Source organism: Microbacterium sp. A93 (assembly GCF_051842835.1).
Map to the genome: position 1 here is coordinate 192,918 of NZ_JBPXMT010000002.1, position 22,927 is coordinate 215,844.

The 22,927-nt window shown below is 68.6% G+C and carries 19 protein-coding genes; 17 read left to right on the plus strand and 2 right to left on the minus strand.

The features are described 5' to 3' along the window. Positions 1 to 119: 119 nt before the first annotated feature. From ACSU1G_RS05155 to ACSU1G_RS05230, 16 genes are all read left to right on the plus strand, one after another. Positions 120 to 2,006 carry a PEP-utilizing enzyme gene (locus ACSU1G_RS05155; RefSeq protein ID WP_439278848.1) on the plus strand — a complete coding sequence of 629 codons (1,887 nt, stop codon included), beginning with the start codon at positions 120 to 122 and terminating at the stop codon, positions 2,004 to 2,006. Next, entirely contained in the window at positions 2,003 to 3,112 is a 1,110-nt protein-coding gene (locus tag ACSU1G_RS05160; protein WP_439278849.1) for a PEP/pyruvate-binding domain-containing protein, read from the plus strand. Before ACSU1G_RS05155 ends, ACSU1G_RS05160 begins: the two co-directional genes overlap by 4 nt. A gap of 3 nt (positions 3,113 to 3,115) precedes the next feature. Then, positions 3,116 to 3,619, plus strand: coding sequence for an acetyl-CoA carboxylase biotin carboxyl carrier protein (accB, locus tag ACSU1G_RS05165; RefSeq protein WP_439278850.1), 504 nt, complete (start codon positions 3,116 to 3,118; stop codon positions 3,617 to 3,619). Then, positions 3,616 to 5,046 (plus strand): biotin carboxylase N-terminal domain-containing protein, encoded by a 1,431-nt coding sequence (locus tag ACSU1G_RS05170; protein ID WP_439278851.1) that lies wholly within the window; start codon positions 3,616 to 3,618, stop codon positions 5,044 to 5,046. The genes accB and ACSU1G_RS05170 overlap by 4 nt, the downstream gene beginning before the upstream one ends. Continuing rightward, a complete protein-coding gene (locus tag ACSU1G_RS05175) occupies positions 5,043 to 6,641 on the plus strand; it encodes a hypothetical protein (RefSeq protein ID WP_439278852.1) in 1,599 nt (532 codons plus the stop codon). Before ACSU1G_RS05170 ends, ACSU1G_RS05175 begins: the two co-directional genes overlap by 4 nt. 41 nt (positions 6,642 to 6,682) lie before the next feature. Next, on the plus strand, positions 6,683 to 7,624 hold the full coding sequence (locus tag ACSU1G_RS05180) for an HAD-IIA family hydrolase (protein ID WP_439278853.1): 942 nt from the start codon (positions 6,683 to 6,685) through the stop codon (positions 7,622 to 7,624). Next, positions 7,621 to 9,621 carry an acetoacetate--CoA ligase gene (locus ACSU1G_RS05185; protein WP_439278854.1) on the plus strand — a complete coding sequence of 667 codons (2,001 nt, stop codon included), beginning with the start codon at positions 7,621 to 7,623 and terminating at the stop codon, positions 9,619 to 9,621. The genes ACSU1G_RS05180 and ACSU1G_RS05185 overlap by 4 nt, the downstream gene beginning before the upstream one ends. Then, complete coding sequence (locus ACSU1G_RS05190) at positions 9,621 to 10,433, plus strand: IclR family transcriptional regulator (RefSeq protein WP_439278855.1); 813 nt, start codon at positions 9,621 to 9,623, stop codon at positions 10,431 to 10,433. Before ACSU1G_RS05185 ends, ACSU1G_RS05190 begins: the two co-directional genes overlap by 1 nt. Before the next feature lie 217 nt (positions 10,434 to 10,650). Next, entirely contained in the window at positions 10,651 to 11,955 is a 1,305-nt protein-coding gene (locus tag ACSU1G_RS05195; RefSeq protein WP_439278856.1) for a cytochrome P450, read from the plus strand. 15 nt (positions 11,956 to 11,970) lie between these two features. Further along, the gene (locus ACSU1G_RS05200; RefSeq protein WP_439278857.1) at positions 11,971 to 13,074 is read left to right on the plus strand and encodes a PEP/pyruvate-binding domain-containing protein; all 1,104 of its coding nucleotides are present in this window, start codon (positions 11,971 to 11,973) and stop codon (positions 13,072 to 13,074) included. A gap of 89 nt (positions 13,075 to 13,163) precedes the next feature. Next, positions 13,164 to 15,074, plus strand: coding sequence for a PEP-utilizing enzyme (locus tag ACSU1G_RS05205; RefSeq protein WP_439278858.1), 1,911 nt, complete (start codon positions 13,164 to 13,166; stop codon positions 15,072 to 15,074). Further along, entirely contained in the window at positions 15,067 to 15,810 is a 744-nt protein-coding gene (locus ACSU1G_RS05210; RefSeq protein WP_439278859.1) for an SDR family NAD(P)-dependent oxidoreductase, read from the plus strand. Before ACSU1G_RS05205 ends, ACSU1G_RS05210 begins: the two co-directional genes overlap by 8 nt. 20 nt (positions 15,811 to 15,830) lie before the next feature. Beyond that, positions 15,831 to 16,151 carry a 2Fe-2S iron-sulfur cluster-binding protein gene (locus ACSU1G_RS05215; RefSeq protein ID WP_439278860.1) on the plus strand — a complete coding sequence of 107 codons (321 nt, stop codon included), beginning with the start codon at positions 15,831 to 15,833 and terminating at the stop codon, positions 16,149 to 16,151. A 24-nt stretch (positions 16,152 to 16,175) separates the two neighbouring features. Then, positions 16,176 to 17,474: an NAD(P)/FAD-dependent oxidoreductase gene (locus tag ACSU1G_RS05220; protein ID WP_439278861.1), complete on the plus strand. Its 1,299-nt coding sequence runs from the start codon at positions 16,176 to 16,178 to the stop codon at positions 17,472 to 17,474. Continuing rightward, the gene (locus ACSU1G_RS05225) at positions 17,471 to 18,247 is read left to right on the plus strand and encodes an HD domain-containing protein (RefSeq protein WP_439278862.1); all 777 of its coding nucleotides are present in this window, start codon (positions 17,471 to 17,473) and stop codon (positions 18,245 to 18,247) included. Before ACSU1G_RS05220 ends, ACSU1G_RS05225 begins: the two co-directional genes overlap by 4 nt. Next, positions 18,244 to 19,878, plus strand: coding sequence for an aldehyde dehydrogenase family protein (locus ACSU1G_RS05230; protein WP_439278863.1), 1,635 nt, complete (start codon positions 18,244 to 18,246; stop codon positions 19,876 to 19,878). Before ACSU1G_RS05225 ends, ACSU1G_RS05230 begins: the two co-directional genes overlap by 4 nt. Positions 19,879 to 19,982: 104 nt before the next feature. Here ACSU1G_RS05230 and ACSU1G_RS05235 read toward each other — a convergent pair whose 3' ends face one another. Together ACSU1G_RS05235 and ACSU1G_RS05240 are read right to left on the minus strand one after the other, a co-directional pair. After that, positions 19,983 to 20,531 carry a CarD family transcriptional regulator gene (locus ACSU1G_RS05235; protein WP_439278864.1) on the minus strand — a complete coding sequence of 183 codons (549 nt, stop codon included), beginning with the start codon at positions 20,529 to 20,531 and terminating at the stop codon, positions 19,983 to 19,985. A gap of 184 nt (positions 20,532 to 20,715) precedes the next feature. Then, on the minus strand, positions 20,716 to 22,206 hold the full coding sequence (locus ACSU1G_RS05240) for a helix-turn-helix domain-containing protein (RefSeq protein WP_439278865.1): 1,491 nt from the start codon (positions 22,204 to 22,206) through the stop codon (positions 20,716 to 20,718). 187 nt (positions 22,207 to 22,393) lie between these two features. Here ACSU1G_RS05240 and ACSU1G_RS05245 point away from each other — a divergent pair, with 187 nt between their 5' ends. Further along, positions 22,394 to 22,891 carry a hypothetical protein gene (locus tag ACSU1G_RS05245; protein ID WP_439278866.1) on the plus strand — a complete coding sequence of 166 codons (498 nt, stop codon included), beginning with the start codon at positions 22,394 to 22,396 and terminating at the stop codon, positions 22,889 to 22,891. The last annotated feature ends 36 nt before the right edge of the window (positions 22,892 to 22,927 follow it).

Consider the following 22,927-nt stretch of genomic DNA (forward strand, 5'->3'; position numbering starts at 1 on the left):
CTCCGTGGGCTCGACCCATGATCCCTTTTTCACTCAGTGGAAAGCAAGCTCGTGATCCCCATCACCTTCGCCCATGCTCGTGGAGACACGAGAAGTCCCATCCGTTCTCAGGAGCAACCATGGCCATCGATCCGGCGGCACCCGCCAGCGCACGCACCTTCCCCGATCCCTACGGCATCGAGACGCCGGCGGGTGCCGAGGGTTGGGAGGAGATGTACTCCTATCACAACCTGTTCCTCGAGGCCCGCCGTGAGGAGGACTCTCAGAAGACCTGGTTCCGGAACTCGCTGCACTTCCCCGAGGTCTCCTACCCCTTCGATCACGCGGTGATCGACGGGTCCTTCACCGGCACGGGCGTCACCAACACCCGAGTCTTCGCCCTGCCGCCGGCCTTGGGCCTGGACGTGCGGGTCATCAACGGCTATACCTACATGTCCGCACTTCCCGCGCCGGACGAGCAGACCCAGGCCCGCCGCGCCGAGGAGTTCGCCCGGCGCGCCGGTCACTACTTCCAGAACTGGGACAGCCTCTACGCGGAGTGGGAGACCCGGGTGACCGACGCCATCAAGAGCGTCTACGAGATCGAGGTGCCCGAACTCAGCGAATTCGAACCCGTCGAGAGGGTGTTGGAGGACCGCGGACCCACTCAGGGCAATCTGCTGCTGTCCGGATACCACCGTCTGCTGGAGGCCGGGGACCAGATCTGGACGCTGCATTCAGAGTTCCTCAACCTCGGCTATGCCGCATATCTGCAGTTCCTCACCCTCTGCAAGGAACACTTCCCCGAGATCGACGACCAGACGGTGTCCCGGATGGTCTCCGGGATCGACGTGCTCCTGTTCCGGCCCGACGACGAGCTGCGTGCCCTGGCCCGCCGGGCCGAGGAGCTCGGGGTCTCAGAGGCCGTCATGGCCTCGTCCTCGGAGGATCAACTGCGCTCGAACCTGGTGGACGAGGCCGGGAAGACCTGGCTGGCAGCCCTGGACCAGGCCAAGGACCCCTGGTTCAACTTCTCGTACGGCTCGGGCATGTACCACTCACATCGCAGTTGGGTGGACGACCTGTCCATGCCCCTGCAGGCGATCGGCGACTACATCGGGCAGCTGCGCGCCGGACACGACCTGACCCGCCCCCTGGAGCGGCTTCAGGTCGAGCGGGACAAGATCACGGCGAACTACCGTGAGCTGCTGGACGCGGACGACCTGTCCGGCTTCGACGAGGCACTCGGCCTGGCCCGCACGGTCTTCCCCTACGTGGAGAACCACAACTTCTACGTGGAGCACTGGTTCCTCACCGGCTTCTGGAACAAGGTCCGCGAGTTCAGCGCGAAGTTCGTCGAGTGGGGCTTCTGGGACGACGTCGAGGACCTCTTCTACCTGCGCCGGGCCGAGGTCGAGGAGGCCGTCTACGACCTGCAGATGGCCTGGGGCGCCGGGGGCACGCCGCAGGGCGGCTTCCACTGGCCCGCGATCATCGCCCGCCGCCGCGAGATCTACAAGGCCCTCGATGCCTGGTCCCCGCCGCCGGCCCTGGGCCCCGTTCCGGGCGAGGTCAACGAACCGCTGACGATCATGCTGTGGGGCATCACCCCCGAGACCGTGGACCGCTGGCTTGACGCCCAGGACGGGGGCTCCGGTTCGAATGTGCTCACCGGATTCGCCGGGTCCCCCGGCGTGGCCGAGGGCCGCGCCCGTGTGGTGATGCGCCCGGATGAGCTGGACACGGTCCAGGACGGCGAGATCCTCGTCGCCCCCGTGACCAGCCCGAGCTGGACCACCGTGTTCGGCCGCATCCGCGGCGCCGTGTCGGACATCGGCGGGATCATGTGCCACGCCGCCATCGTCTCCCGCGAGTACGAGCTGCCGGCCGTCGTCGGTGTCGGATTCGGCACCTCCAACATCACCACCGGCCAGCTGATCCGCGTGGACGGCAACGCCGGAACCGTGACGCTCCTCGATGACCCGTCAGCACCCGAGGACCAGGAAGTAGTGGAGGCAGCGCGATGACCACCTATGTACGCCCCTTCGGCGAACTGCGCGCCACCGACCGCGACACAGTGGGCGGCAAGTGCGCCAGCCTCGGTGAGATGGTCGGCGCCGGACTGCCCGTTCCGGACGGCTTCGCCATCACCGTGGCGGCCTTCGAGGACTTCCGCGATGCCTCGAGCCTGCGCCAAGACCTGCAGGACCTCGTCCAGGGCACCCGGGATGCCGGCCCACAGCAGCTGCAGCAGGCCCACGACCGGGCCGTGGAGCTCATCCTGCACCGGCCGCTGCCGGAGTCCCTCGAGCGCGAGATCACCAACGCCTACCGTGCGCTCGCCGCCGAAACCGCTGAGCTGCGCGGCCTCACCGACACCGAGTCGGAGCGCATCCCCGTCGCCGTCCGGTCCTCCGCCACGGACGAGGACGGCGATGCGGCAAGCTTCGCCGGCCAGCAGGAGACCTTTCTCTGGGTCAGCGGCGCCGAGGACGTGGTGGCGAAGGTCCGCGAGTGCTGGGCCAGCCTGTACACGCCCCAGGCGATCTCCTACCGCGCGGGCATGGAAGACACCGAGGGCGCCGAGGCCTCCCGCATCTCCGTGGCCGTACAGCTGATGGCAGATGCCGATGTCGCCGGCGTGACCTTCACCGTCAGCCCGACCACCGGCGACCGCTCCGTGATCGCCATCAATGCCAGCTATGGCCTCGGCCAGGCAGTGGTCTCCGGCGAGGTCACCCCGGATGAGTACTGGCTCTCCAAGATCGGGCCGACCCTCCGGGACACCCGCGTCGCAGACAAGGCCCATGAGTATGTCCCCAATGCCGCTGCCACCGGCATCGAGTTGCGCGACGTCGACCCGGAGCGGCGCAGCCGGGCCTGCCTGACCGAGCAAGAGGTGCTGCAGCTGGCCGAGATCGCCATCCGGGTGGAGAAGCACTACGGCCAGCCCCAGGACATCGAATGGGCCCTGGAACGCCGCCCGGACGGCAGCAGTCAGGTCATGCTCCTTCAGTCACGCCCGGAGACGAACTGGAAGAAGCGCAAGGAAGAACAGAACGCCCGCACGAAGGACAAGGGCGCCACCGCCGGCCTGCTCGGCATGATCTCGTCCGCCTCGAAAGGATCCTGAACAATGACCGAGAACTCACGCCCCTCCTGGGACGACCTGGTCCAACTGATCACCGAGCTCGACGGCTCCGACTTCGACAACGTCGCGGTCGAGTACGACGACATCTCGGTGCGGATGTCCCGGGGTGCGCTCCCCGAGCCGACAATCGCCCCGGTGACCCCCGCAGCAGTTCCGCAGCCCACGACGCCGGCCCCCCCGCCCGCCGCTGCCGCCGCACCGGCCGCTGAACCCGCCGCTGAGTCCGCCACGATGGCCTCCCGCGGCACTCCGGTGACATCCCCGATGGTCGGCTTCTTCTACCGCAGCCCCTCCCCCGGCGCCCTGCCGTTCGTCACCGAGGGGGACAGCGTCACGGCGGAGACCACCATCGGCATCATCGAGGTCATGAAGCTGATGAACCCTGTTCAGGCCGGGGTCGCCGGCACCGTCTCCGGCTTCGCCGCCGAGGACGGCCAGGCCGTGGAGTTCGGTGAGGACCTGCTGTACATCACCCCGGAGGACTCATGAGCCCCGCGCCGGAGGCCGAGGTGCCCACGGTCCTCGTGGCCAACCGCGGTGAGATCGCCGTCCGCGTCATCGAGGCCGCCCACCGGATCGGAGCCCGCGCCGTCCTGGCCGTCAGTGCCGCAGACCGGGACTCCCTCGGGGCGAAGCTGGCCGATGAGACCGTGGTCATCGGCCCGGCCCAAGCCGGCCAATCCTATCTCCGGCCAGAGCTCATCGCCCAGGCCGCCGTCCAGACCGGCGCCAACGTGGTCCACCCCGGCTACGGATTCCTCAGCGAACAGCCCGAACTGACGGAGATGCTGGAGTCCGAGGGCATCGCCTTCGCCGGGCCGCGCGCCGAGACGCTGCGGGCCGTGGGCGACAAGTCCAGCGCCCGCCGGGTCGCCGTCGAGGCGGGTGCCCCGGTGGCCGTGGCCGCCGCGATCGACGATCCGCACGATGCCGACCATCTGCGGGCCCTCGGCGAGGAGGTCGGCTACCCCCTGCTCGTCAAGGCCGTCCACGGCGGCGGCGGACGTGGCATCCGGCTGGCCCCCGATGTCGACTCCCTACTGACGCTCGCCCCGCAGGCCGCCGCCGAGGCCACTGCCGCCTTCGGCAACGGTGAGCTCTACATGGAGCGCTACTACGGCGCGGCCCGCCACGTGGAGGTGCAGGTCTTCGGCGACGGTGAGGGCAACGCCCTCATCTTCGGTGACCGCGACTGCTCGGTGCAGCGGCGCCACCAGAAGCTCGTCGAGGAGTGTCCAGCACCCGGCCTGTCGGAGGGCCGGCGCCGGATCCTCCATGACGCCTCCCGGGCCCTGGTCCGCCAGTTGCGGTACCGCGGTGCCGGGACCGTGGAGTTCATGGTGGACACGCGCTCGGAGGATGTGATCTTCCTCGAGGTGAACGCCCGCATCCAGGTGGAGCACCCGGTCACCGAGGAGGCCTTCGGCGTGGATCTCGTGGCGGCACAGCTGCTGCTGGCCCTCGGCCGAGACCCCGGCCTGCCCGAGGTCCCCCCGGTGCCGCCCGCCACCGCGATCGAGGTGCGGATCAACGCCGAGGACCCGCTGCAGGACTTCCGTCCGGCCCCGGGACGCATCAGCACCATCAGGTGGCCTCGGGGCCCCGGGATCCGGGTGGACACCCACCTGCAGGAGGACTATTCGTTCCCACCCTTCTATGACAGCCTCATGGCCAAGCTGATCGTCCGCGCCCATGACCGGGACTCCGCGGTGGCGGCCTTGAGCTCGGCAGTGGGCCGGACCCACATCGAGGGAGTCTCCACCACGTTGGCCTTGCACCACTTCATCCTGAACCATCCTGATTTCCGGGCCGGAGGCATTCCCACCACCTGGTTCGGCCCCGTCTGGGAGGAGCACATCGCCGGCGCTCAGGAGCCCGCAGCGCCCGCCACGCCAGGAAAGGAGGCGGACCGATGACCGCCACCCCCGAGACCAGCCCCGAGATCGGCCGCACACCCGCCGCCACCCGGCCGCCCGTGCGCTTCGTGGACACCTCCCTGCGGGACGGCAATCAGTCCCTGTGGGGCGCCACGGGCCTGACCACCGGCATGGTGGAGGCGCTGGGACCAGACCTGGCCCAGATCGGACTCGAGGGCATCGACTTCACCAGCTCCACCAATCTGCTGATGGGTTCCAAGACGCACCGGGAGGACCCCTGGGAACGGATCTCGCGCATGCATGCCGTCGCCGGCGGCGTACCCCTGTCCGCCATCACCACGGGCATGCGGTTCATGTCCTGGGACCGGGCCTCCGAGACGGTCATGCGCCTGTCCCTGCGGCTCATGGCCCGTCATGGCCTGGGACGACTGCAGATCGCCGACCCCCTGAACGATGTCGCGGCCAACCAGACCATCGCCGCCTGGGCCAAGGACGAGGGCATCGGGTACATCGTGGCCGCCACGACGTTCACCGAATCCCCGGTCCACACCGACGACGCCTACGTCCAGGCGGCCCGCGCCTACGCCGAGGACCCGAACATCGATGCCGTCTACCTCAAGGACCCCGGTGGGCTGCTGACCTACGACCGCATCGGCCACCTCGTCCCGGCCCTGCGCGAAGCAGTGGGGGACAAGCCCTTGGAGCTGCACAGCCACTGCACCACGGGGGAGGCCCCACAGGTCTACATGCGGGCCGCGCAGCTCGGCGTCGATGTCCTGCACACGGGCATCGGTGCACTCGGCAACGGCACCGCCCAGCCGGAGATGCTGTCCGTCCTGGACAACCTCGACGCCTTGGGCATCCCCTACCGGGCCGACCGGGCCGCCGTCGAGCGGGCCGCGGCGACCATCCGGCGCATCTCCGAGGAGAACGACCTGCCGGCTGGCCAGACCATGCCGTTCGACCTGGCCCCGCACGCGCACCAGGTCCCCGGGGGGATGATGGGCACGCTCAAACGCCAGCTGAGGGAGCTGAAGATTGAGGACGACCTTCCGGCCGTCATCGCCGAGACCGGCCGGGTCCGGGCGGAGCTCGGGTACCCGATCATGGTCACCCCGTTCAGCCAGTTCGTCGGCAGCCAGGCGCTGATGAACGTCCTGGCCGCCAAGTCCGGCCGGGAACGGTACAGCAACATCCCGGACGAGGTGGTCCGCTTCGTGCTGGGCCACTACGGCGAACCGGTCGGCGAGATCAGCCCCTCGGTCCGCGAGCGCGTCGCCGCCCTTCCCCGTGCCCGAGAACTCAGCATGGACCCCGTCCATGACAAGCCGCTCGAGGAGCTCCGGGCGGAGCAACAGGCCCGGCTGGGTCGGACGGTGGAGGACGAGGAGCTGCTGCTGCGCCTCGTGATGGCCCCGGACGTCCTGGAAGCCGTCCTCGCTGCCGGGCCGGCCCCGGCGTGGGGTGGTGCGGGGTCCTCCGTCACGGGCGGTGCCACCGGTCCGGTGCACAGCCTCGGGGACGCCATCCGTGCGGTCAACGCGCTGCCGAATTGGCGCTCCGTGCAGATCCGCCGCGGCCACCAGCACCTCCGACTGACACGGCGGGACCACGTCCATCGGGAGGATTCGTGATGGCCTCGCCCGAAACCACCTCTCCAACGACAGGAACCGACATGACCGCGACCGCCGCGACCTCCTCAGCGACTCTGGACCGGCCGCTGGCCGAGCGCATCGCCGCCACCCGCGGGGTGATGTTCGACATCGACGGCTGCCTGCTGCTGGCCGACCAACCGAGCGGCTACGGCGGCACCGTCCTGCCGGGCGCCCGCCGAGCCCTGGAGACGGCCCGTTCCACCGGCCGGGACGTCGTGTGTTTCACCAACGGCTCGTTCCAGACCCCCTCCGCCATCGCCACGACCCTGCGCGAGCTCGGCCTGGACGTGGCCAACGACCAGGTCATGACCCCCGCCGTCGTGGCGGCCGAGACCATGGCCAGCCGGTACCCGGGCCGTCAGGTCCTCGTCTTCGGCGGCGAGGGCGTCACCGAGCCGTTCGCGGCCCGCGGGGTGCCGATGGTGGACGTGGACGAGGCGATCGCCGGACGCGCCGGTGACGTGGCCGCCGTCGTGGTCGGCTGGGACACGGAGTTCGGCCGGTCCAAGATCGTGGCGGCCGCCGAGGCCGTCCTGGCTGGCGCCGAGCTGTACACCACCTCCGCGGCCCCGACCTTCGCCTCGCACGAACGCCTCAACGTGGGGGTCTCCGGATTCATCGCCGCCGGGCTGACCCACGTGACCGGACGCCCGTACAAGGTCCTCGGCAAGCCCTCCACCGAGGCCTTCCAGGCCATCTGCCGGAAGACCGGCGCCAGTGCCGGACAATTGCTCATCGTCGGCGACGACCTGCGCATGGAGGCGGGCATGGCCCGGCAGAACGGCGCCGTGGGCGTCCTGATGACCACGGGGACGAACTCCCGCGAGGACGCCCGCAGCGCGGCCGCGGAGAACACCCCGGACCTCGTCCTGGATTCGCTGGAGGAGCTGTCCGAGCTGTTGCGGGAACCGGCGGGGGCCGCGGAGGCCACCGCTGCACCGAGCGGAACGGAGGGACCGTGAGCACCGCAGCCGACCGTCCCCCCGTCACGTGGCGTCCGACCCCCGAACAGGCTGCCGGATCCCGGCTCAGTGATTTCATGCGCTGGGCCGAGGACCGGCATGGAGTGAGCCTCGCGGACTACCGGGAGGTCTGGACCTGGTCCGTCACCGACTTGTCGGACTTCTGGGACTCGGTGCGCCAGTACTTCGGGATCCTCGGTGATGGTTTCGACGGCCCGGCCCTCGCGGAGGAGCGGATGCCCGGAGCCGTCTGGTACCCGCGGGCCCGGCTGAACTTCGCCGAGAACGTCCTGCGCCACGCCCAGGACCCGGACCTGGCGGACATCCCCGCGATTGTCGACGTGGACGAGGACGGCTTCCGCCGGGACATCACCTGGACTCAGCTCGCCGGGCGGGTGGGTGCCCTGGCCCGGCACCTGCGCGACGTCGGCGTCCAGCCGGGCGACCGCGTCGCCGCGGTGCTGCCCAACATCCCGGAGGCCATCGTCGGGCTGCTCGCCTCGGCCTCCATCGGGGCGGTGTGGACCATCAACTCCCCGGACCTCTCCGTCCAGGCCACCTTGGATCGGTTGGTCCAGCTGGAACCGACCGTGCTGATCGGCACCGACGGCTACCGCTTCAACGGCAAGAAGTACCCGCGGCTGGACCATCTCGCCCAGATCCGTGCCGGACTGTCCACGCTGAAGCACACCATCCTGGTGAAGAAGCTCGATCCGGAGCTGCCCTCCGAGCGGGTCGGCTTCGCGCACCAGGACTCGACGGCGATCACCGCGCACGCGGTGGATCCGGTCTTCACGCGGCTGCCCTTCGACCACCCCCTGTGGGTCCTGTTCTCCTCGGGGACGACCGGTGCCCCCAAGGGGATTGTGCACGGCCACGGCGGTATGGCCCTGGAGGCCACGAAGGGCTGCGGGCTGAACCAGGACATGGGTCCGGGAGACCTGTACTATGTGGCCGCCAACACCTCCTGGATGGTGTGGAACACGTTGGTCAACAATCTCATGGTCGGCGCCTCCGTGGTGACCTATCCCGGGTCCCCCACCTACGGGCGAAAGGACCACCAGTTCGAGATCCTGGCCGGCACCGGGGCCACCATGTTCGCCACCGGTGCCGCCTACCTGACCCTGGCGCAGAACGCCGGGGTCCACCCCGGCCGGGACTGGGACCTCTCAGCCCTGCGGTCCATCCTGTCCACCGGGTCCCCGCTACCGGAGTCGACCTGGCAGTGGGTGCACGATGAGGTCAAGCCGGACGTCCACCTCGGTTCCGACACCGGCGGCACAGACATCTGCTCTGGCTTCATCGGTTCCAACCCGCTGGAGCCCGTATACCTCGGCCACCTCCAGGGTCCCCTGCTCGGGGTGGCCGTGAGCGCCCGCAATGAGGCCGGCGAGGCTGTCGTCGGCGAGGTTGGCGAGCTCGTGGTCTCCCGGCCGATGCCGTCCATGCCCGTGTCCTTCTGGGGCGATGCGGACGGTTCCCGGTATCGCGGCTCCTACTTCGAGACGTTCCCCGGGGAATGGACCCAGGGCGACTGGATCACCGAGACCCTCGGGGGCGGCTTCGTGGTGCACGGCCGGTCTGATGCCACCCTCAACCGGCAGGGCGTCCGGCTGGGCAGCGCGGACATCTACGCGGCCGTCCAGCGCGTGCCCGAGGTGGTGGACTCCCTGGTCATCGGCGTCGAGGAGGCCGGCGGCGGCTACTACATGCCGCTGTTCGTGGTGTTGCAGGAGGGACAGCAGCTGACGGACGACCTGACGGAACGCATCACGGACACCATCCGCGCCCGCACCAGTGCCCGTCACGTGCCGGACGCGGTCATCCAGACCCCGGAGATGCCGGTGACCCACGCCGGGAAGAAGATCGAGATCCCCATCAAGCGGCTGTTCCTGGGGCATGCACCGGAGGACGTCCTCAATCGGGGCTCCTTGGCCAATCCCGGCTCCGTCGACTGGTTCGTCGCCGCGGCCCGCGCCCATCGGAACCGGTCCTGATGGCCGGGGGCAACCGCGAGGCGGGGCGGTCGGTCACGGACAAACTGCTATCCGTGCTGACCGCCTTCGAGTCGGAGAAACGACCACTGGCCCTGACGGAGATCGCCACGATCGCCGACGTCCCGGTCAGCACGGCCCACCGGCTGGTGGGCGAGCTGACCGAGTGGCAGTTCATCTCCCGCACCACCAACGGCCGTTACCAGCTCGGCCTACGCGTGTGGGAGATGGCCCAGAACGTCGGACGCCAGTTGAGGGACACGGCCAAGCCGTTCGTCCAGGACGTCTTCTCGCTGACCCGGGAGACCTCGCACATCGCCATCCGGGATGGCCGTGAGGTGGTGTACATCGAGCGGGTCTTCGACACCCGGCGGGTCCCGCAGTCCGCCCAGGTCGGCGGCCGGCTCCCGCTGCACACCACGGCGGTCGGCAAGGTGATCCTCGCCTTCGAGGAACCCTGGGTCCGCAGCGCCTACCTCGACCTGGAGCTGCCGCCCTCCACGCCGCGGTCCATCACCAGCCCCCGCGCACTCGCCGCCGACCTGGACCGCACCAGGGCACGGGGCTTCGCCGTCACCCAGGGTGAGCAGAACCCGGACACCTGCTCGATCGCCGTCCCCGTCTTCCACACAGGTCGGATCGGGGCCGCCCTGGGGATCGTCCTCCCGCTGGAGCGCTCGGGCACCCTGGCCAAGCACGTGCCGGTGCTGAAAGCCGTCAGCGCGCGGATCGAGGAGGCCACCAGGTCCATCCCCCTGGAGACCCTGCTCAAGGCACACCGGGACCCGGGCCTGGACCCGGACCGCGGATCGTAACCGACCCGAGCCGTCTTTTCCCCGCCTCCTCGCCCACGCCTCCTCGTCTGTCCACCGCGTACCCCACCAAGTCGTTTCCACTCAGTGAAAAGAATCATGACACCCCCTCGGCGGGCGACCAATGATGGTGTGCAAGCCCTAAGCGTGACCCACGTCACAGCCCCACAGGTGGCCCGCCGGAGATAGGTTCCCATACAGGCCACGGACAGGAGACGACATGACCACCGAGTCGACCAGCAGCACCGAGGCACCCGCCGGCACCTGCCCCTTAGGACACGGCGGCAAAGACCGGAGCGGGGAGGCAGCCGAATACCACGGCTACCGGCCCTTCGACCAGAAGGATCCCTTCCCCGCCTACGCCAACCTCCGCGAGGAGGCCCCGATCTTCTACGACGCCCGGACCGACCTCTGGGTGGTGTCCCGCTACGACGACATCAAGGCCGTCTTCGACGACTGGGAGACCTTCTCCTCGCAGAACGCCCAGGCCCCCGTCCGTCCCCGTGGCCCGCAGGCCACGAAGGTCATGGCCGACGGCGGATTCACCGCCTACTCAGGCCTGTCCGCCCGCATCCCCCCGGAGCACACTCGCATCCGGGCGATCGCCCAGAAGGCCTTCACGCCGCGCCGATTCAAGGTGATGGAGCCGGAGATCCGCGCCAACGTGGTGTCCCGGCTCGAGGGGATGCTGGCCCGTGAGAGCGCCACCGGGGACATGTTCCGGGACCTCGCCTATGAGATCCCGACGATCACCATCCTCACCCTGATCGGGGCGGATCTGGCGAAGATCGACGACTACAAGCGCTGGAGCGACTCCCGCGCCGCTATGACCTGGGGCAACCTCTCCAATGAGGAACAGGTGCCGCATGCCCACAACCTCGTGGAGTACTGGCAGGAATGCCAGTCCCTGGTGACCCAGGCCAAGGAACAGGGCGGGGACAGCCTCACCGCTGACATCGTCAGTGCCCAGGCGGAGGGTGCCGAAATCTCGGATCACGAGATCGCCTCGCTGCTCTATTCACTGCTGTTCGCCGGCCACGAGACCACGACCACGCTGATCGCGAATTGCTTCCGGTTGCTGCCGACCTATCGGGACCAGTGGAAGGCTCTCATCGAGGACCCGAAGACGATCCCCGGTGCCATCGAGGAGGTCCTGCGCTACGCCGGGTCCATCGTCGCCTGGCGCCGCAAGGCGACCCGGGACGCCGTAGTCGCCGGGCAGGATATCAAGGAGGGCGAGGGCCTGCTGCTGGTGGTGGGATCGGCCAATCGGGACCTGGGCCACTTCGAGGAGCCCGAGGAGTTCGATATCACCCGCGCCAATGCCCGTGAGCACCTGTCCTTCGGGTTCGGCATCCACTACTGCCTCGGCAACAAGCTGGCCAAGCTGCAGGCGAAGATCTGCCTGGAGGAGGCCACCCGCCTCATCCCCTCACTCCGTGTCGCCGACAACGCCGACATCCCCTTCCGCGAAAACCTGTCCTTCCGCGTTCCCGAGACCGTTCCGGTCACCTGGACCGCCTGACCCGTCAGGATTACCATGACTCCCGATCTCACCCAATACATCCAGACCTTCGACGACGGCCGCGAACCCGTGCTTGAGAACCTCGGTGGCAAGGGGGCGTCCCTGGTGTCCATGACCGCCGCCGGCATGCCCGTGCCGCCCGGCTTCGTGGTCACCACCGCCAGCTATGACGCCTTCGTGGCGGAGGCCGGCATCGCCCGGCAGATCACCACGCTGCTGGACGGCCTTGACGCGGACAACGTGGACGAGGTGGACCGCGTCTCCGCAGCCATCCGCAAGGACCTGTGCAGCCGCCCGGTTCCGGACGCGACCCGCCAGGCCGTCGTCGAGGCGTACACCGCCCTGATGCAGGTCTGCGGGGACGAGGTCCCGGTTGCCGTGCGTTCCTCCGCCACCGCAGAGGATCTGCCGGATGCCTCTTTCGCGGGCCAGCAGGACACCTACCTGTGGTTGACCGGGCTGCCAGCCGTGACCGAGCACATCCGCCAGTGCTGGGCCTCCCTCTACACCTCCCGGGCCATCATCTACCGACTGAAGAACAACATCGCCAACGAGGGGCTCTCCATGGCCGTGGTGGTCCAGAAGATGGTGAATGCCCGGGTGGCCGGTGTGGCCATCACCATGAACCCGGCCAACGGCGACCGCTCCAAGCTCACCATCGACTCCTCCTGGGGCGTCGGCGAGATGGTCGTCTCCGGACAGGTCACCCCCGACAACATCGTCATGGACAAGATCACCCTGCAGGTCGTCTCCGAGCACATCGGGGACAAGCACGCAGAGCTGGTTCCCGACGCGGCAGCCGCCACGCTGGTCGAACGCGAGGTACCCGCCGACCGGGCCGCGATCCGGTCCTTGACGGATGCGGAGCTGATGCAGGTGGCGAAGATGGCGAAAAAGGCCGAGAAACACTACAAGTGCCCGCAGGACATCGAGTGGGCCATCGATGCCGATCTGCCGGACGGCGAGAACCTGTTGCTGCTGCAGTCCCGGCCGGAGACCGTGCACTCGAACGGCACCGCCGGGCAGCAGCCGACAGCTTCGTCCCAGCCGACGAACCCGGCCCCCGGGGCCTTCGACCTCAGTTCCATCACCCAGTCCCTCATGGGCACGGGCCGGTAGGGCCGCTACGCCCCCACCGCCCGAGCCACTTCTCCGCTTCACTCCACACCCCCGGAACCGTTCCGGGTGGCCAACGCATTGGAGACACCATGTCCGCGAAGTCGTTCCCCAAGCCGTCCGAGCTGCCGGTGCCCGAAGGCGCCGAGGGCTGGGAGAAGCTGTACCCCTACTATCTCGTCTTCCAGGACAAGCTGAAGGCCGTCGAGGACGAGAAGTTCTGGTTCTGCGATTCCCAGCACTGGCCCACCGTGTTCAAGCCGTTCGAGACCGTGGGCACCGAGTTCGCCTCCAAGTGCCTGGGCCAGTACAACGCCCGGCACCTGATGATCCCCACGGCCAAGGGCATCGACTTCCGCATCCACCTGGGCTACCTGTATTTCTCCCCCCTGCCGGTGCCCGAGGAGGAGATCGCCGCCCGCGTGCCTGAGTTCCAGGCCCGCGTGGGCCACTACTTCCAGAACTGGGACACCCTGCTTCAGCAGTGGAAGACCAAGGTCCTGGGCACCATCGACGAGATGGAGACGCTGGAGTTCAAACCACTTCCGGACATGGTGCCCATGGAGGACATCATCTCCGGCAAGGGCACGGACGGATCCGAGGTGCTGCTGGAGAACTACGACCGCCTGATCCAGCTGGCCTACCAGAACTGGCAGTACCACTTCGAGTTCCTCAACCTCGGCTACATCGCCTACCTGGATTTCTTCAACTACTGCAAGGAGATCTTCCCGGACATCCCGGACCAGTCGATCGCGACCATGGTCCAGGGCGTGGACATGGAACTGTTCCGCCCGGACGACGAGCTCAAGCACCTCGCCACCCTCGCGGTCGAGCTCGGCCTGCAGGGCAGCTTCGCAAAGCCCGACGACGTCGACCTCACCCTGGCATCGATCGGTGCAGCCGACGGCGGCCAGAGGTGGCTGGACCGCTGGGCCGAGGCCCAGGACCCTTGGTTCAACTTCACCGTGGGCAATGGCTTCTATGGCCATGACAAGTACTGGAACGAATATCTGGAGATCCCGCTCGGCTACATCGCCGACTACATCCGCCGCCTGGATGAGGGACAGGACATCATGCGCCCCAAGGAGGCGCTCATCGCGGAGAAGGATCGGATCGTGGAGGAATACCGCGACCTGCTGGACGGGGACCAGCTAACCACCTTCGACGCCAAGCGCGGTCTGGCGGCCACCGCCTACCCCTACGTGGAGAACCACAACTTCTATATCGAACACTGGACCATGGGCGTCTTCTGGCGCAAGGTCCGGGAGCTGTCCCGGACCATGCACGGCTACGGCTTCTGGGAGCACGAGGACGACCTGCTCTACCTGGGCCGCAACGAGGTCCGCGACGCGTTGTTCGACCTGGTCGCCTCCTGGGGCGTCGGGAACCCAGAGGGGCCCATCGGCCCCCACGTCTGGCCCGAGATCATCGCCGAACGCGCCCGGCTGGTCACGGCCCTCAAGAGCGCCCGGCCGGCCCCGGCGCTGAACACCCCGCCGGAGGCCATCACCGAACCGTTCACCCGCATGCTGTGGGGCATCACCACCGAGCAGGTGGAGTCCTGGCTCGATGCCGGTGAGGAGGGTTCTGAGGGCGTGCTCAAGGGCATGGCCGCCTCCCCCGGGATCGTGGAGGGCGTGGCCCGAGTCATCATGGACGCGGACGACCTCTCCCAGATCCAGCAGGACGAGATCCTCGTCGCCCCGGTGACAGCACCGTCCTGGGGCCCGATCTTCGGCAAGATCAAGGCCACCGTCACGGACATCGGTGGCATGATGAGCCACGCTGCCATCGTCTGCCGCGAGTATGCCCTGCCCGCTGTCACCGGCACCGGCAGTGCCTCCACGACGATCAAGACCGGCCAGTTGCTGCGCGTGGACGGCAACAAGGGCACCGTCCTGATCCTTGACGGAGACCACGCCGCGACCGTGGTCGAGGGCCCGGGCGCCCACAGCCATCAGCATGCTGTGACCGCCGAGGAGGGGGCCGCCACCCATGTCTGAGCGCACCGTACTCGTCACCGGCGCCGCCGGCGGTCTCGGGCGGTCCTTCGCCGAGGGCTTCGCGGCGGAGGGCGAGCGCATCGCCGTCGCGGACATCAACCTCGAGGGGGCGGAGGCGACGGCCGAGGCCATCCGCTCCTCCGGCACCGATGCCCGTGCTTTCCGGGTCAACGTCACCGATCTGTCCTCCGTCACCGAGCTCGCCGCCCAGGTGGCCGACTTCGGGAACGGGGCCATCGATGTGGTCGTCAACAACGCCGCCATCTACGCCACCATCAAGCGGTCACCGTTCGAGGACATCGACCCGGCCGAATGGGACCAGGTCATGGGAGTCAACCTCAAGGGACCCTGGCTCGTCACCCGCGCCGCGAGCCCCTACCTACCGGACGGCGGACGCGTGGTGAACCTCGCCAGCGCCACCATCTTCTCCGGTTCCGCCGAATGGGCGCACTATGTGGCCTCCAAGGGAGGTGTGGTGGCCCTGACCCGGGTCCTGGCCAAGGAGCTCGGCACCCGGAACATCACCGTCAACGCCCTGGCCCCGGGGTTCACGCTCACGGAGGCCAGCTACGGCCACATGGAAAACGCCGAGACGTATGGCGTGGACCGAGGCTCCATCAAGCGGGCCAGCCAACCCGGAGACATGGTGGGCGCCGCCCTGTTCCTGGCCTCCCCCGGTGCCGGCTACATCACCGGCCAGACCCTTGTGGTCGACGGCGGACGACAGTTCATCTGACCAGATTCCAGGAGGACCACATGCCTACCATCCACTACACCGACCACGAGGGCACCACCCTTGACATCAATGCCAACCAGGGCGATTCCGTCATGGAGACTGCGGTACGCAACGGCGTGCCGGGCATCGTCGCCGAATGTGGCGGTTCGCTGTCCTGCGCCACCTGCCACGTCTTCGTCCGCGAAGAAGACGCCGAGTCCCTGCCGGAGATGTCCGAGATGGAGGACGAGATGCTCTACGGCACCACCGTGGACCGCGAGGACTGCTCGCGCCTGTCCTGCCAGATCAAGGTCACCGAGGACATGGACCTCCATGTGACCACCCCCGAGACCCAGGTCTGAACCCAGGCCGATTCGAGGAGCACCATGACCACCGAGAACATTGTGGCCCGAACCGACAGCCCCGAAACGGGGTTGCTGATCATCGGCGCCAGCCAGGCCGGCGTGCAATTGGCCGTCTCCCTGCGCGGCACCGGCTTCGCCGAGCACATCACGCTGCTGGGCGAGGAGAACCACCGGCCTTACCAGCGTCCCGCCCTGTCCAAGGAATTCCTCCAGGGCGCCGTGGACAAGGAGAACCTGATCTTCCGTTCCCAGGAGTACTGGGACGATCACGACATCGAGCTCGTCAAGGGGGCGAGGATCGAATCCGTCACCAAGAACGCCGACGGTTCCGGCGTGGCCACGGCCACCGATGGCACCGAGTACCCGTTCCGCCGGCTGGCCCTGGCTGTCGGCGCCCGCGCCCGACGGCTGGAGCTGCCCGGCGCGGACCTCGACGGCGTGGTGTACTTGCGCAGCGCGGACGACGCCCTGGACCTGAAAGCACGCCTTGGCGACTTCGAGGACGTGGTCGTGGTCGGTGGCGGGTTCATCGGTCTGGAGGCCGCCTGCTCCCTGCACGGCATGGGCAAGTCCACTACGGTCCTGGAGCACGGATCCCGCCTGGTCGGCCGCGCCGTGGGCGAGGACACGTCCGAGTACTTCCTTCAGTCCCACCGGTCCCGGGGTATCGACATCCGACTGGATGCCAGGATGTCCCGCTTCGTGGATGACGGTTCCGGCCGCGTCTCCGGCGTGGAGCTCGAAGACGGCTCCGTGGTCAAGGCCCAACTCGTCCTGATCGGCATCGGCGTCATCCCGAACACCGAGCTCGCCGAGTCCATGGGCCTGGAGGTGGACAACGGGATCGTGGTGGACCGCTACGCGCTAGCCTCTGACGGCACCACCGTGGCGGTCGGAGACGTGGCCAACATGCCGAACCCGCTGCCCGGCGCCCCGGACGGCGAGCGCATCCGGCTGGAGTCCGTCAACAACGCGATCGAGCACGCCAAGATCGCCGCCTACTCGCTGACGGGCCAACGCGAGGAATACGCGGGCATCCCGTGGTTCTGGTCCAATCAGGCGGACCTCAAGCTCCAGATCGCCGGGCTGACCCTCGGCTATGACTCCACCGTGGTGCGCCGGGACGACGAGAAGGGCAAGTTCTCGGTCCTCTACTACCGGGAGGGCCAGATCATCGCCGCCGACTGCGTCAACGCGCCGCTGGACTTCATGGCCGTCCGCACCGCCCTCGGGAAGAACCAGAACATCCCGGCCCAGCAGGCCGGGGACATGTCCGTCCCGTTGAAGGGCCTCGCCGTGGACCGGGAGGTGGCCGCATGACCAGCGCCGCAGACACCACGGCCCACGCCGACCTGCCGGAGGAGATCACCTCACGCATGGCAGTCGATCAGACGGCGCACGCCGCGGATCCACGGGCGGTGGCCTTCACCCGGGGCCAACCGGGATTTCCCATCCCGGCCGTGGGGCCGGTGGACACCTCTCCCATCGCGCTCACTCCGTCGAGTGGCCATGACGCCCTGTGGTCTGCCATCGTGCCGGAGACCCGTTCCCGGGCGAACGACCTGCACCTGCCGATCGTGGCCGCCTACGCCGCGAGGCTGTGCGATGCCTACCCAGAGGCGGACCGGGAGCTGGTGATGGTGGCCATCATCCTGCATGACACCGGTTGGGCCCACGTGGACCAGTCCCGAATCGTCTCCGAGGGATTCCGTGGCGCCGGGGACTGGCGCCAGGCCGTCATCCGCTTCGAGCACGAGGTCGAGGGCATGAAGGTGGCCCGCCGCGTCCTGCCGGACCTCGGCTACGACGCCGGCTTCGTCGAGCGGGTCTGCGAGATCATCGACGGCCACGACACCCGGAAGGCGGCCTTCTCCCTGGAGGACGCCCTGGTGCGGGATTCCGACCGCCTCTGGCGGTTCGACCTGGCCGGGATCGCGATGTCCTGCGAGTGGTTCGGCCAGGACGTCGCCTTCTACATGACGCGACTCGCCGAGGAGATCGTTCCTGAGCTCAAGACGGAGGCAGCGGTCCGCATGGCGCAGGCAGATCTCGACCGCAACAACGCCCTGCTGCGCACCGAGGTGATCCGATGACCCCGGCCTCCCCCACCCCCCAAGCGCACAGTGACATCGCCCCCGCCGTTGTGACGTCGCCCCGTCACTCTGTGCCTGATGCCCGCGCCCGCCGCGCGGCGTTGGAACTGCCGTACACCCACGTCGACGACTTCTACATCAACGGTGACTGGCGGAAGGCCACAGACGAGACCCGTAACCCGGTCACGGACCCGGCCACCGGGGAGCGGTGGGGCTCAGTCCCCGCCGCCACCGCCGAGGATCTGGACGTCGCCGTCGGCTCGGCCCGCCGGGCGCTGGCTGGCTGGGGTGCGCTCACCGCCGCGCAGCGTGCCGGGTACCTGTTGCGGATCGCCGAGGCGATCGAGGCGCAGTCCGAGATTCTGGCACTGACGAACACCCGCGAGAACGGGTCGCCGATCACCGAGACCCGCGGCGCGGCAGCCAACGCGGCGGGCATCTTCCGTTACTTCGCCTCGCTCGCGCCCTGGCTGGACCGCGAGGACCTCCGTCCGTTCCCGGCCGGCGGTGCCGAATCCCTCGTGGACCGGGACCCGGTCGGCGTCTGCGGGCTGATCGCCCCGTGGAACTTCCCGATCAACCTGGTCGTCATCAAGCTGGCCCCGGCCCTGCTGGCCGGCTGCACCGTGGTGATCAAGCCGGCCTCCCCCACTCCCCTGTCCCTGCGCTTCATCATCGACGCGGTGCACGCGGCGGGTGTCCCGGCCGGCGTCGTGAATTTCCTGACCGGGCCCGGCCGCTTCGGTGACGCGCTGGTGAAGCACCCGGGTGTGGACAAGGTCGCCTTCACCGGATCCACCCCGGTGGGCCGGAAGATCGCGGCGGCCTGCGGCGAGCTGCTGCGGCCGGTGACCCTGGAGCTGGGCGGCAAGTCCTCGGCGATCGTGCTCCCGGATGCCGACCTGGATGCCATGTCCTCCGTGCTGATCCGTTCCTGCCTGCGCAACACCGGCCAGACCTGCTACGTCTCCAGCCGGATCATCGCCCCGGCCTCCCGCTACGAGGAGGTCGTGCGGATGGTGGCGGAGACCGTGTCCGCGGCGCCGCAGGGAGATCCACTGGATGAGGCCACGGTCTTCGGCCCGGTCGCTCACCGCGCCCAGTACGAGACCGTGATGGAGTACGTGGACTCCGCCCACGCCGAGGGTGCGCGCGCGGTGGCCGGTGGCGCCGCCGTGGACGGGACCGCGCTGGGGCCGGGACTGGAGGATGGCGTGTTCATCCAGCCGACGGTGTTCGCCGATGTCACCGCAGGGATGCGGGTCTCCGCCGAGGAGATCTTCGGTCCGGTCATCTCGATCCTGAGGTACGACGACGGCCTCTCACCGTCCAGCTCCGGCTCACCGGACGCCGTGGGCGCCTCGAGCGATGATTGGAACGCCGACGCAGCGATCGCGCTGGCCAACAACACCGAGTTCGGCCTGGGCGGGATCGTGTTCGGCGGCGATGAGTCCCGGGCCCTGGAAGTGGCCCGGCGGGTGGACTCGGGCTCCGTGGGGATCAACTTCTTCGGCTCCAACCACGCCGCACCCTTCGGCGGCCGGCACGATTCCGGGATGGGCGTCGAGTACGGGATCGAAGGGCTCAGCGCCTACCTGAGCTACAAGTCGATCCACCGGAAGGTCCGCTGACCGCCTGGCGGCCGTCAGAGACAACTGAGTCCCACGAATTGGCCCCTGTCTCCAGGGACAGGTGTCAATTCGTGGGACTCAGTTGCCTCCGTGAACCGGGCGCGTCAGGCCATCGCGGGCTCGGCACCCGCTGCGGAACCGTCCGCGGCGAAGCCCAGCTCATCCAGTGAGGCGCCGTTGGCCACGGCGTCGATGACCTCCACGGCCTCCTCGTCAGAGACGTCCAGGGCCAGGGCGACCTCGGCGGCCAACGGGGTCTGCGCGCTGCGGAAGAGGTCCTTCTCCGCCATAGACAAACCGTTGGTGTCCCGGCGGCGGCCCAGGTCCCGGACCACCTCGGCGATCTGCTCGAGCAGCCCGGATGCCACCTTCTCCTGGTTCGCCTTCATGCGGCGGGACCACTGCTTCTCCTCCACGCCGCTGGGCTCCTGCACCACCTCGAGCAGGGTGCGCAGGTGGGCTAGGCCGTAGACCTCGCGCACACCGATGTCCTCCACCTTGGACTCTGGGATGGACACCACCAGGTTGTTGCTCCGGATGGTGAGCTCGATGTAGGTCACCTCCGTCCCCTTCACGGTGCGCTGCGTACGGTTCGTGACCGCCGCGGGACCATGGTGGGGGTGAACAACCAGCTTGCCGGGACTCAACTGCATGTATACGTCACTTTCCTTCGGCGCGAAGGCCTCCCCCACCACCTGACCCGTCCACGGGCCGGGTGCCTTCCGTGAGTTTGGCTGACCTCCATTTTCTCACAGAGACGGGACATGTGACGTCGAGTGGCCTAGTCTTCTCCCCCGGCCGGCCGACGGGTCCGCCAGCAGGTGCCGGGGCAGGGAGTCATCCTTCCTGGGCCCGGAGGAATTCGAAGACCTCGACCTCGTCCACGCCGGGGAAGGCACCCGACGGCAGGGCCGCCAGCAGGTGCGCGTTGGCGCGGGCGGCGGGCCAGGCGTGCCCGCCCCAGTCCGCCTCCAGATCCGGCGAGGGCACGCGGCAACACGCGGGATCCGGGCACTTGGACACGGACCGCGAGGTGGTGTCCGCGCCACGGAACCAGCGCGCCTGGTCGAAGGGCACCCCGATGGACAGGGAGTAGAACCCGGAGGAGTGGCCCTCCACCACGGCGGTGCACCAGTACGTCCCCGCGGGGGTGTCCGTGTACTGGTTGAAGGCACGGAAACGGTCGCCCACGCTGAAGACCTCGCGCGAGGTCCAGTTCCGGCAGACCTGCTGGCCCTCGATCGCCCCGGTGTGATCGGCGGGGAAGGACACCCCGTCGTTCTCATAGGCCTTGTGGATGACCCCTGACTCGTGGACCTTCTGGAAGTGACAGGTGATGCCGAGGTGTTCGGTGGCCAGGTTGGTGAAGCGGTGGGCCGCGGATTCATAGGAGACGCCGAAGGCATCCCGTACGTCCTCGATCGCCAGGTCACGCTGCGCCTTGGCGTTCTTGAGGAACTTCACGGTCTCCTTCTGCGGCATCATCAGCGCGGCCGCGAAGTAGTTGGTGTAGACCCGCTGGCGCAGGAAGTCCGAGTAGTCCACCGGCTCCCCGTGACCCAGCACGTAGGAGGCGATCGCCTGCAGCAGCACGGAGCGCAGGTCATGGTCCGGGTTCCGCGCCCGGGCCAGGTAGAAGCGCTTGTTCTTCAGGTCCGTCACGGAGCGGGTGGAGTGGGGCAGGTTGGAGACCGAATGCACGGAGAACCCGAGGTGGTCCGCCAGGTCGGCGGTCGCATGGTGGCTCAACGGGCCCCCCGCATGCCCGACGGCGTCCAGCAGGCTTTGCGCTTGACGCTCCAGTTCCGGGTAGTGGTTGTTGCGCGCCTTCATCTCCTGGCGCAGCTCGGAGTTGGCCCGCCGGGCCTCCTCCGGGGTGGCGGCCTGCTCCTCCATGCGCCGGTTCAGCTCCGACTCCAGCCCGGCGATCACCTCGAGCACCTCGGTGGGCGTGCGCGGGGAGATCTTGATCTGGGGCAACCCCAGGCTCGCGTAGTGCTCGGTGCGCTGGGCCTTCTCCACGGCGATTTCCAGGGCCGCCCTCCGGCTGGGCGCCTCCGTGGCCAGCAGCTCCTCCACCGTGGCCCCGTGGAGTGTGGCCAACTTGGAGACCAGGGACAACCGGGGTTCGCGCTTGCCGTTCTCCACGAGGGAGAGGTGGGAGCCGGTGGCCCCCACGGCTTCAGCGGTCTGGTCCAGGGTCAGTCCGGCCTCCTTGCGCAGGTGGCGCAGGCGGCGGCCGAGCACCACCGGGTCGAGGCCGGGGGTCGCGGCCCGAGCCGCGCCCTTGCCGGGACCGGCAGTGCGTGGAGGCGTGGTGATGGTCATCACCAAAGCATAGTCAAAAACAGCAGACCTTTGCTCGATGTCCCGAGATCATCTGTGCTTTATCACGAGGGATCACGTCGTTTGACTACCAAAAATTCTGTCTGCGGGCTCACACCTCCAGGTGAAGTTGGCTACAAGGCCCGCCATTCCGGGGATCCAAGCCCACTATGACGCCTATGGTCAAATCATGAGGAGTCCTGAATCTTCCCGCCACGCGCCCGAGGGCCACGCGAGCCCCGTCCGCCCGGTGCGACGCCCCAGCGCCCGGCCTTTCGCCGGCGCCTCCGCCGGGAGCCTCGGTGAGGACATCCTGCTCGCCCGGCACGGCCATCAGATCCTGCGGTTACGCCAAGACCACCGCACCGGCCAGACGGTGGCCACCCTGCGAGACGGCACCACGGATGCCGCCCCCAACCGGATCGAGGGCGGCGTCCTGGCACCTCGTCCCGGCGAGAGCGCCCGCTTGGCCTGGGACTCGCTGACCCACGGCGGCAACCCCGAGTCGGTCCGCGAGTTGCGTTTCCTCGGACGGCTATCCGCGATCTGGATCGCCGTCAGCCTGCTGCTGGGCGCGTTGATGGTGTGGGGCATGGCCACCGTGATGGACCCGGCGGCCGCAGAGCAGCTGATGTCCGCCTACTTCGGGGCGGCGCCACTGGCCGAAACAGGCGCCCAGACACCGTAAGGCTGGGCCGTCACCGTTTCGCCGGAACACCCCCTC

Bases quoted from the DNA above. Each gene is read 5' to 3' on its own strand.
- ACSU1G_RS05155 (WP_439278848.1), top strand. From the start codon at position 120: ATGGCCATCGATCCGGCGGCACCCGCCAGCGCACGCACCTTCCCCGAT.
- ACSU1G_RS05160 (WP_439278849.1), top strand. From the start codon at position 2,003: ATGACCACCTATGTACGCCCCTTCGGCGAACTGCGCGCCACCGACCGC.
- accB (WP_439278850.1), top strand. From the start codon at position 3,116: ATGACCGAGAACTCACGCCCCTCCTGGGACGACCTGGTCCAACTGATC.
- ACSU1G_RS05170 (WP_439278851.1), top strand. From the start codon at position 3,616: ATGAGCCCCGCGCCGGAGGCCGAGGTGCCCACGGTCCTCGTGGCCAAC.
- ACSU1G_RS05175 (WP_439278852.1), top strand. From the start codon at position 5,043: ATGACCGCCACCCCCGAGACCAGCCCCGAGATCGGCCGCACACCCGCC.
- ACSU1G_RS05180 (WP_439278853.1), top strand. From the start codon at position 6,683: ATGACCGCGACCGCCGCGACCTCCTCAGCGACTCTGGACCGGCCGCTG.
- ACSU1G_RS05190 (WP_439278855.1), top strand. From the start codon at position 9,621: ATGGCCGGGGGCAACCGCGAGGCGGGGCGGTCGGTCACGGACAAACTG.
- ACSU1G_RS05195 (WP_439278856.1), top strand. From the start codon at position 10,651: ATGACCACCGAGTCGACCAGCAGCACCGAGGCACCCGCCGGCACCTGC.
- ACSU1G_RS05200 (WP_439278857.1), top strand. From the start codon at position 11,971: ATGACTCCCGATCTCACCCAATACATCCAGACCTTCGACGACGGCCGC.
- ACSU1G_RS05205 (WP_439278858.1), top strand. From the start codon at position 13,164: ATGTCCGCGAAGTCGTTCCCCAAGCCGTCCGAGCTGCCGGTGCCCGAA.
- ACSU1G_RS05210 (WP_439278859.1), top strand. From the start codon at position 15,067: ATGTCTGAGCGCACCGTACTCGTCACCGGCGCCGCCGGCGGTCTCGGG.
- ACSU1G_RS05215 (WP_439278860.1), top strand. From the start codon at position 15,831: ATGCCTACCATCCACTACACCGACCACGAGGGCACCACCCTTGACATC.
- ACSU1G_RS05220 (WP_439278861.1), top strand. From the start codon at position 16,176: ATGACCACCGAGAACATTGTGGCCCGAACCGACAGCCCCGAAACGGGG.
- ACSU1G_RS05225 (WP_439278862.1), top strand. From the start codon at position 17,471: ATGACCAGCGCCGCAGACACCACGGCCCACGCCGACCTGCCGGAGGAG.
- ACSU1G_RS05230 (WP_439278863.1), top strand. From the start codon at position 18,244: ATGACCCCGGCCTCCCCCACCCCCCAAGCGCACAGTGACATCGCCCCC.
- ACSU1G_RS05235 (WP_439278864.1), bottom strand. From the start codon at position 20,531: ATGCAGTTGAGTCCCGGCAAGCTGGTTGTTCACCCCCACCATGGTCCC.
- ACSU1G_RS05240 (WP_439278865.1), bottom strand. From the start codon at position 22,206: ATGACCATCACCACGCCTCCACGCACTGCCGGTCCCGGCAAGGGCGCG.
- ACSU1G_RS05245 (WP_439278866.1), top strand. From the start codon at position 22,394: ATGAGGAGTCCTGAATCTTCCCGCCACGCGCCCGAGGGCCACGCGAGC.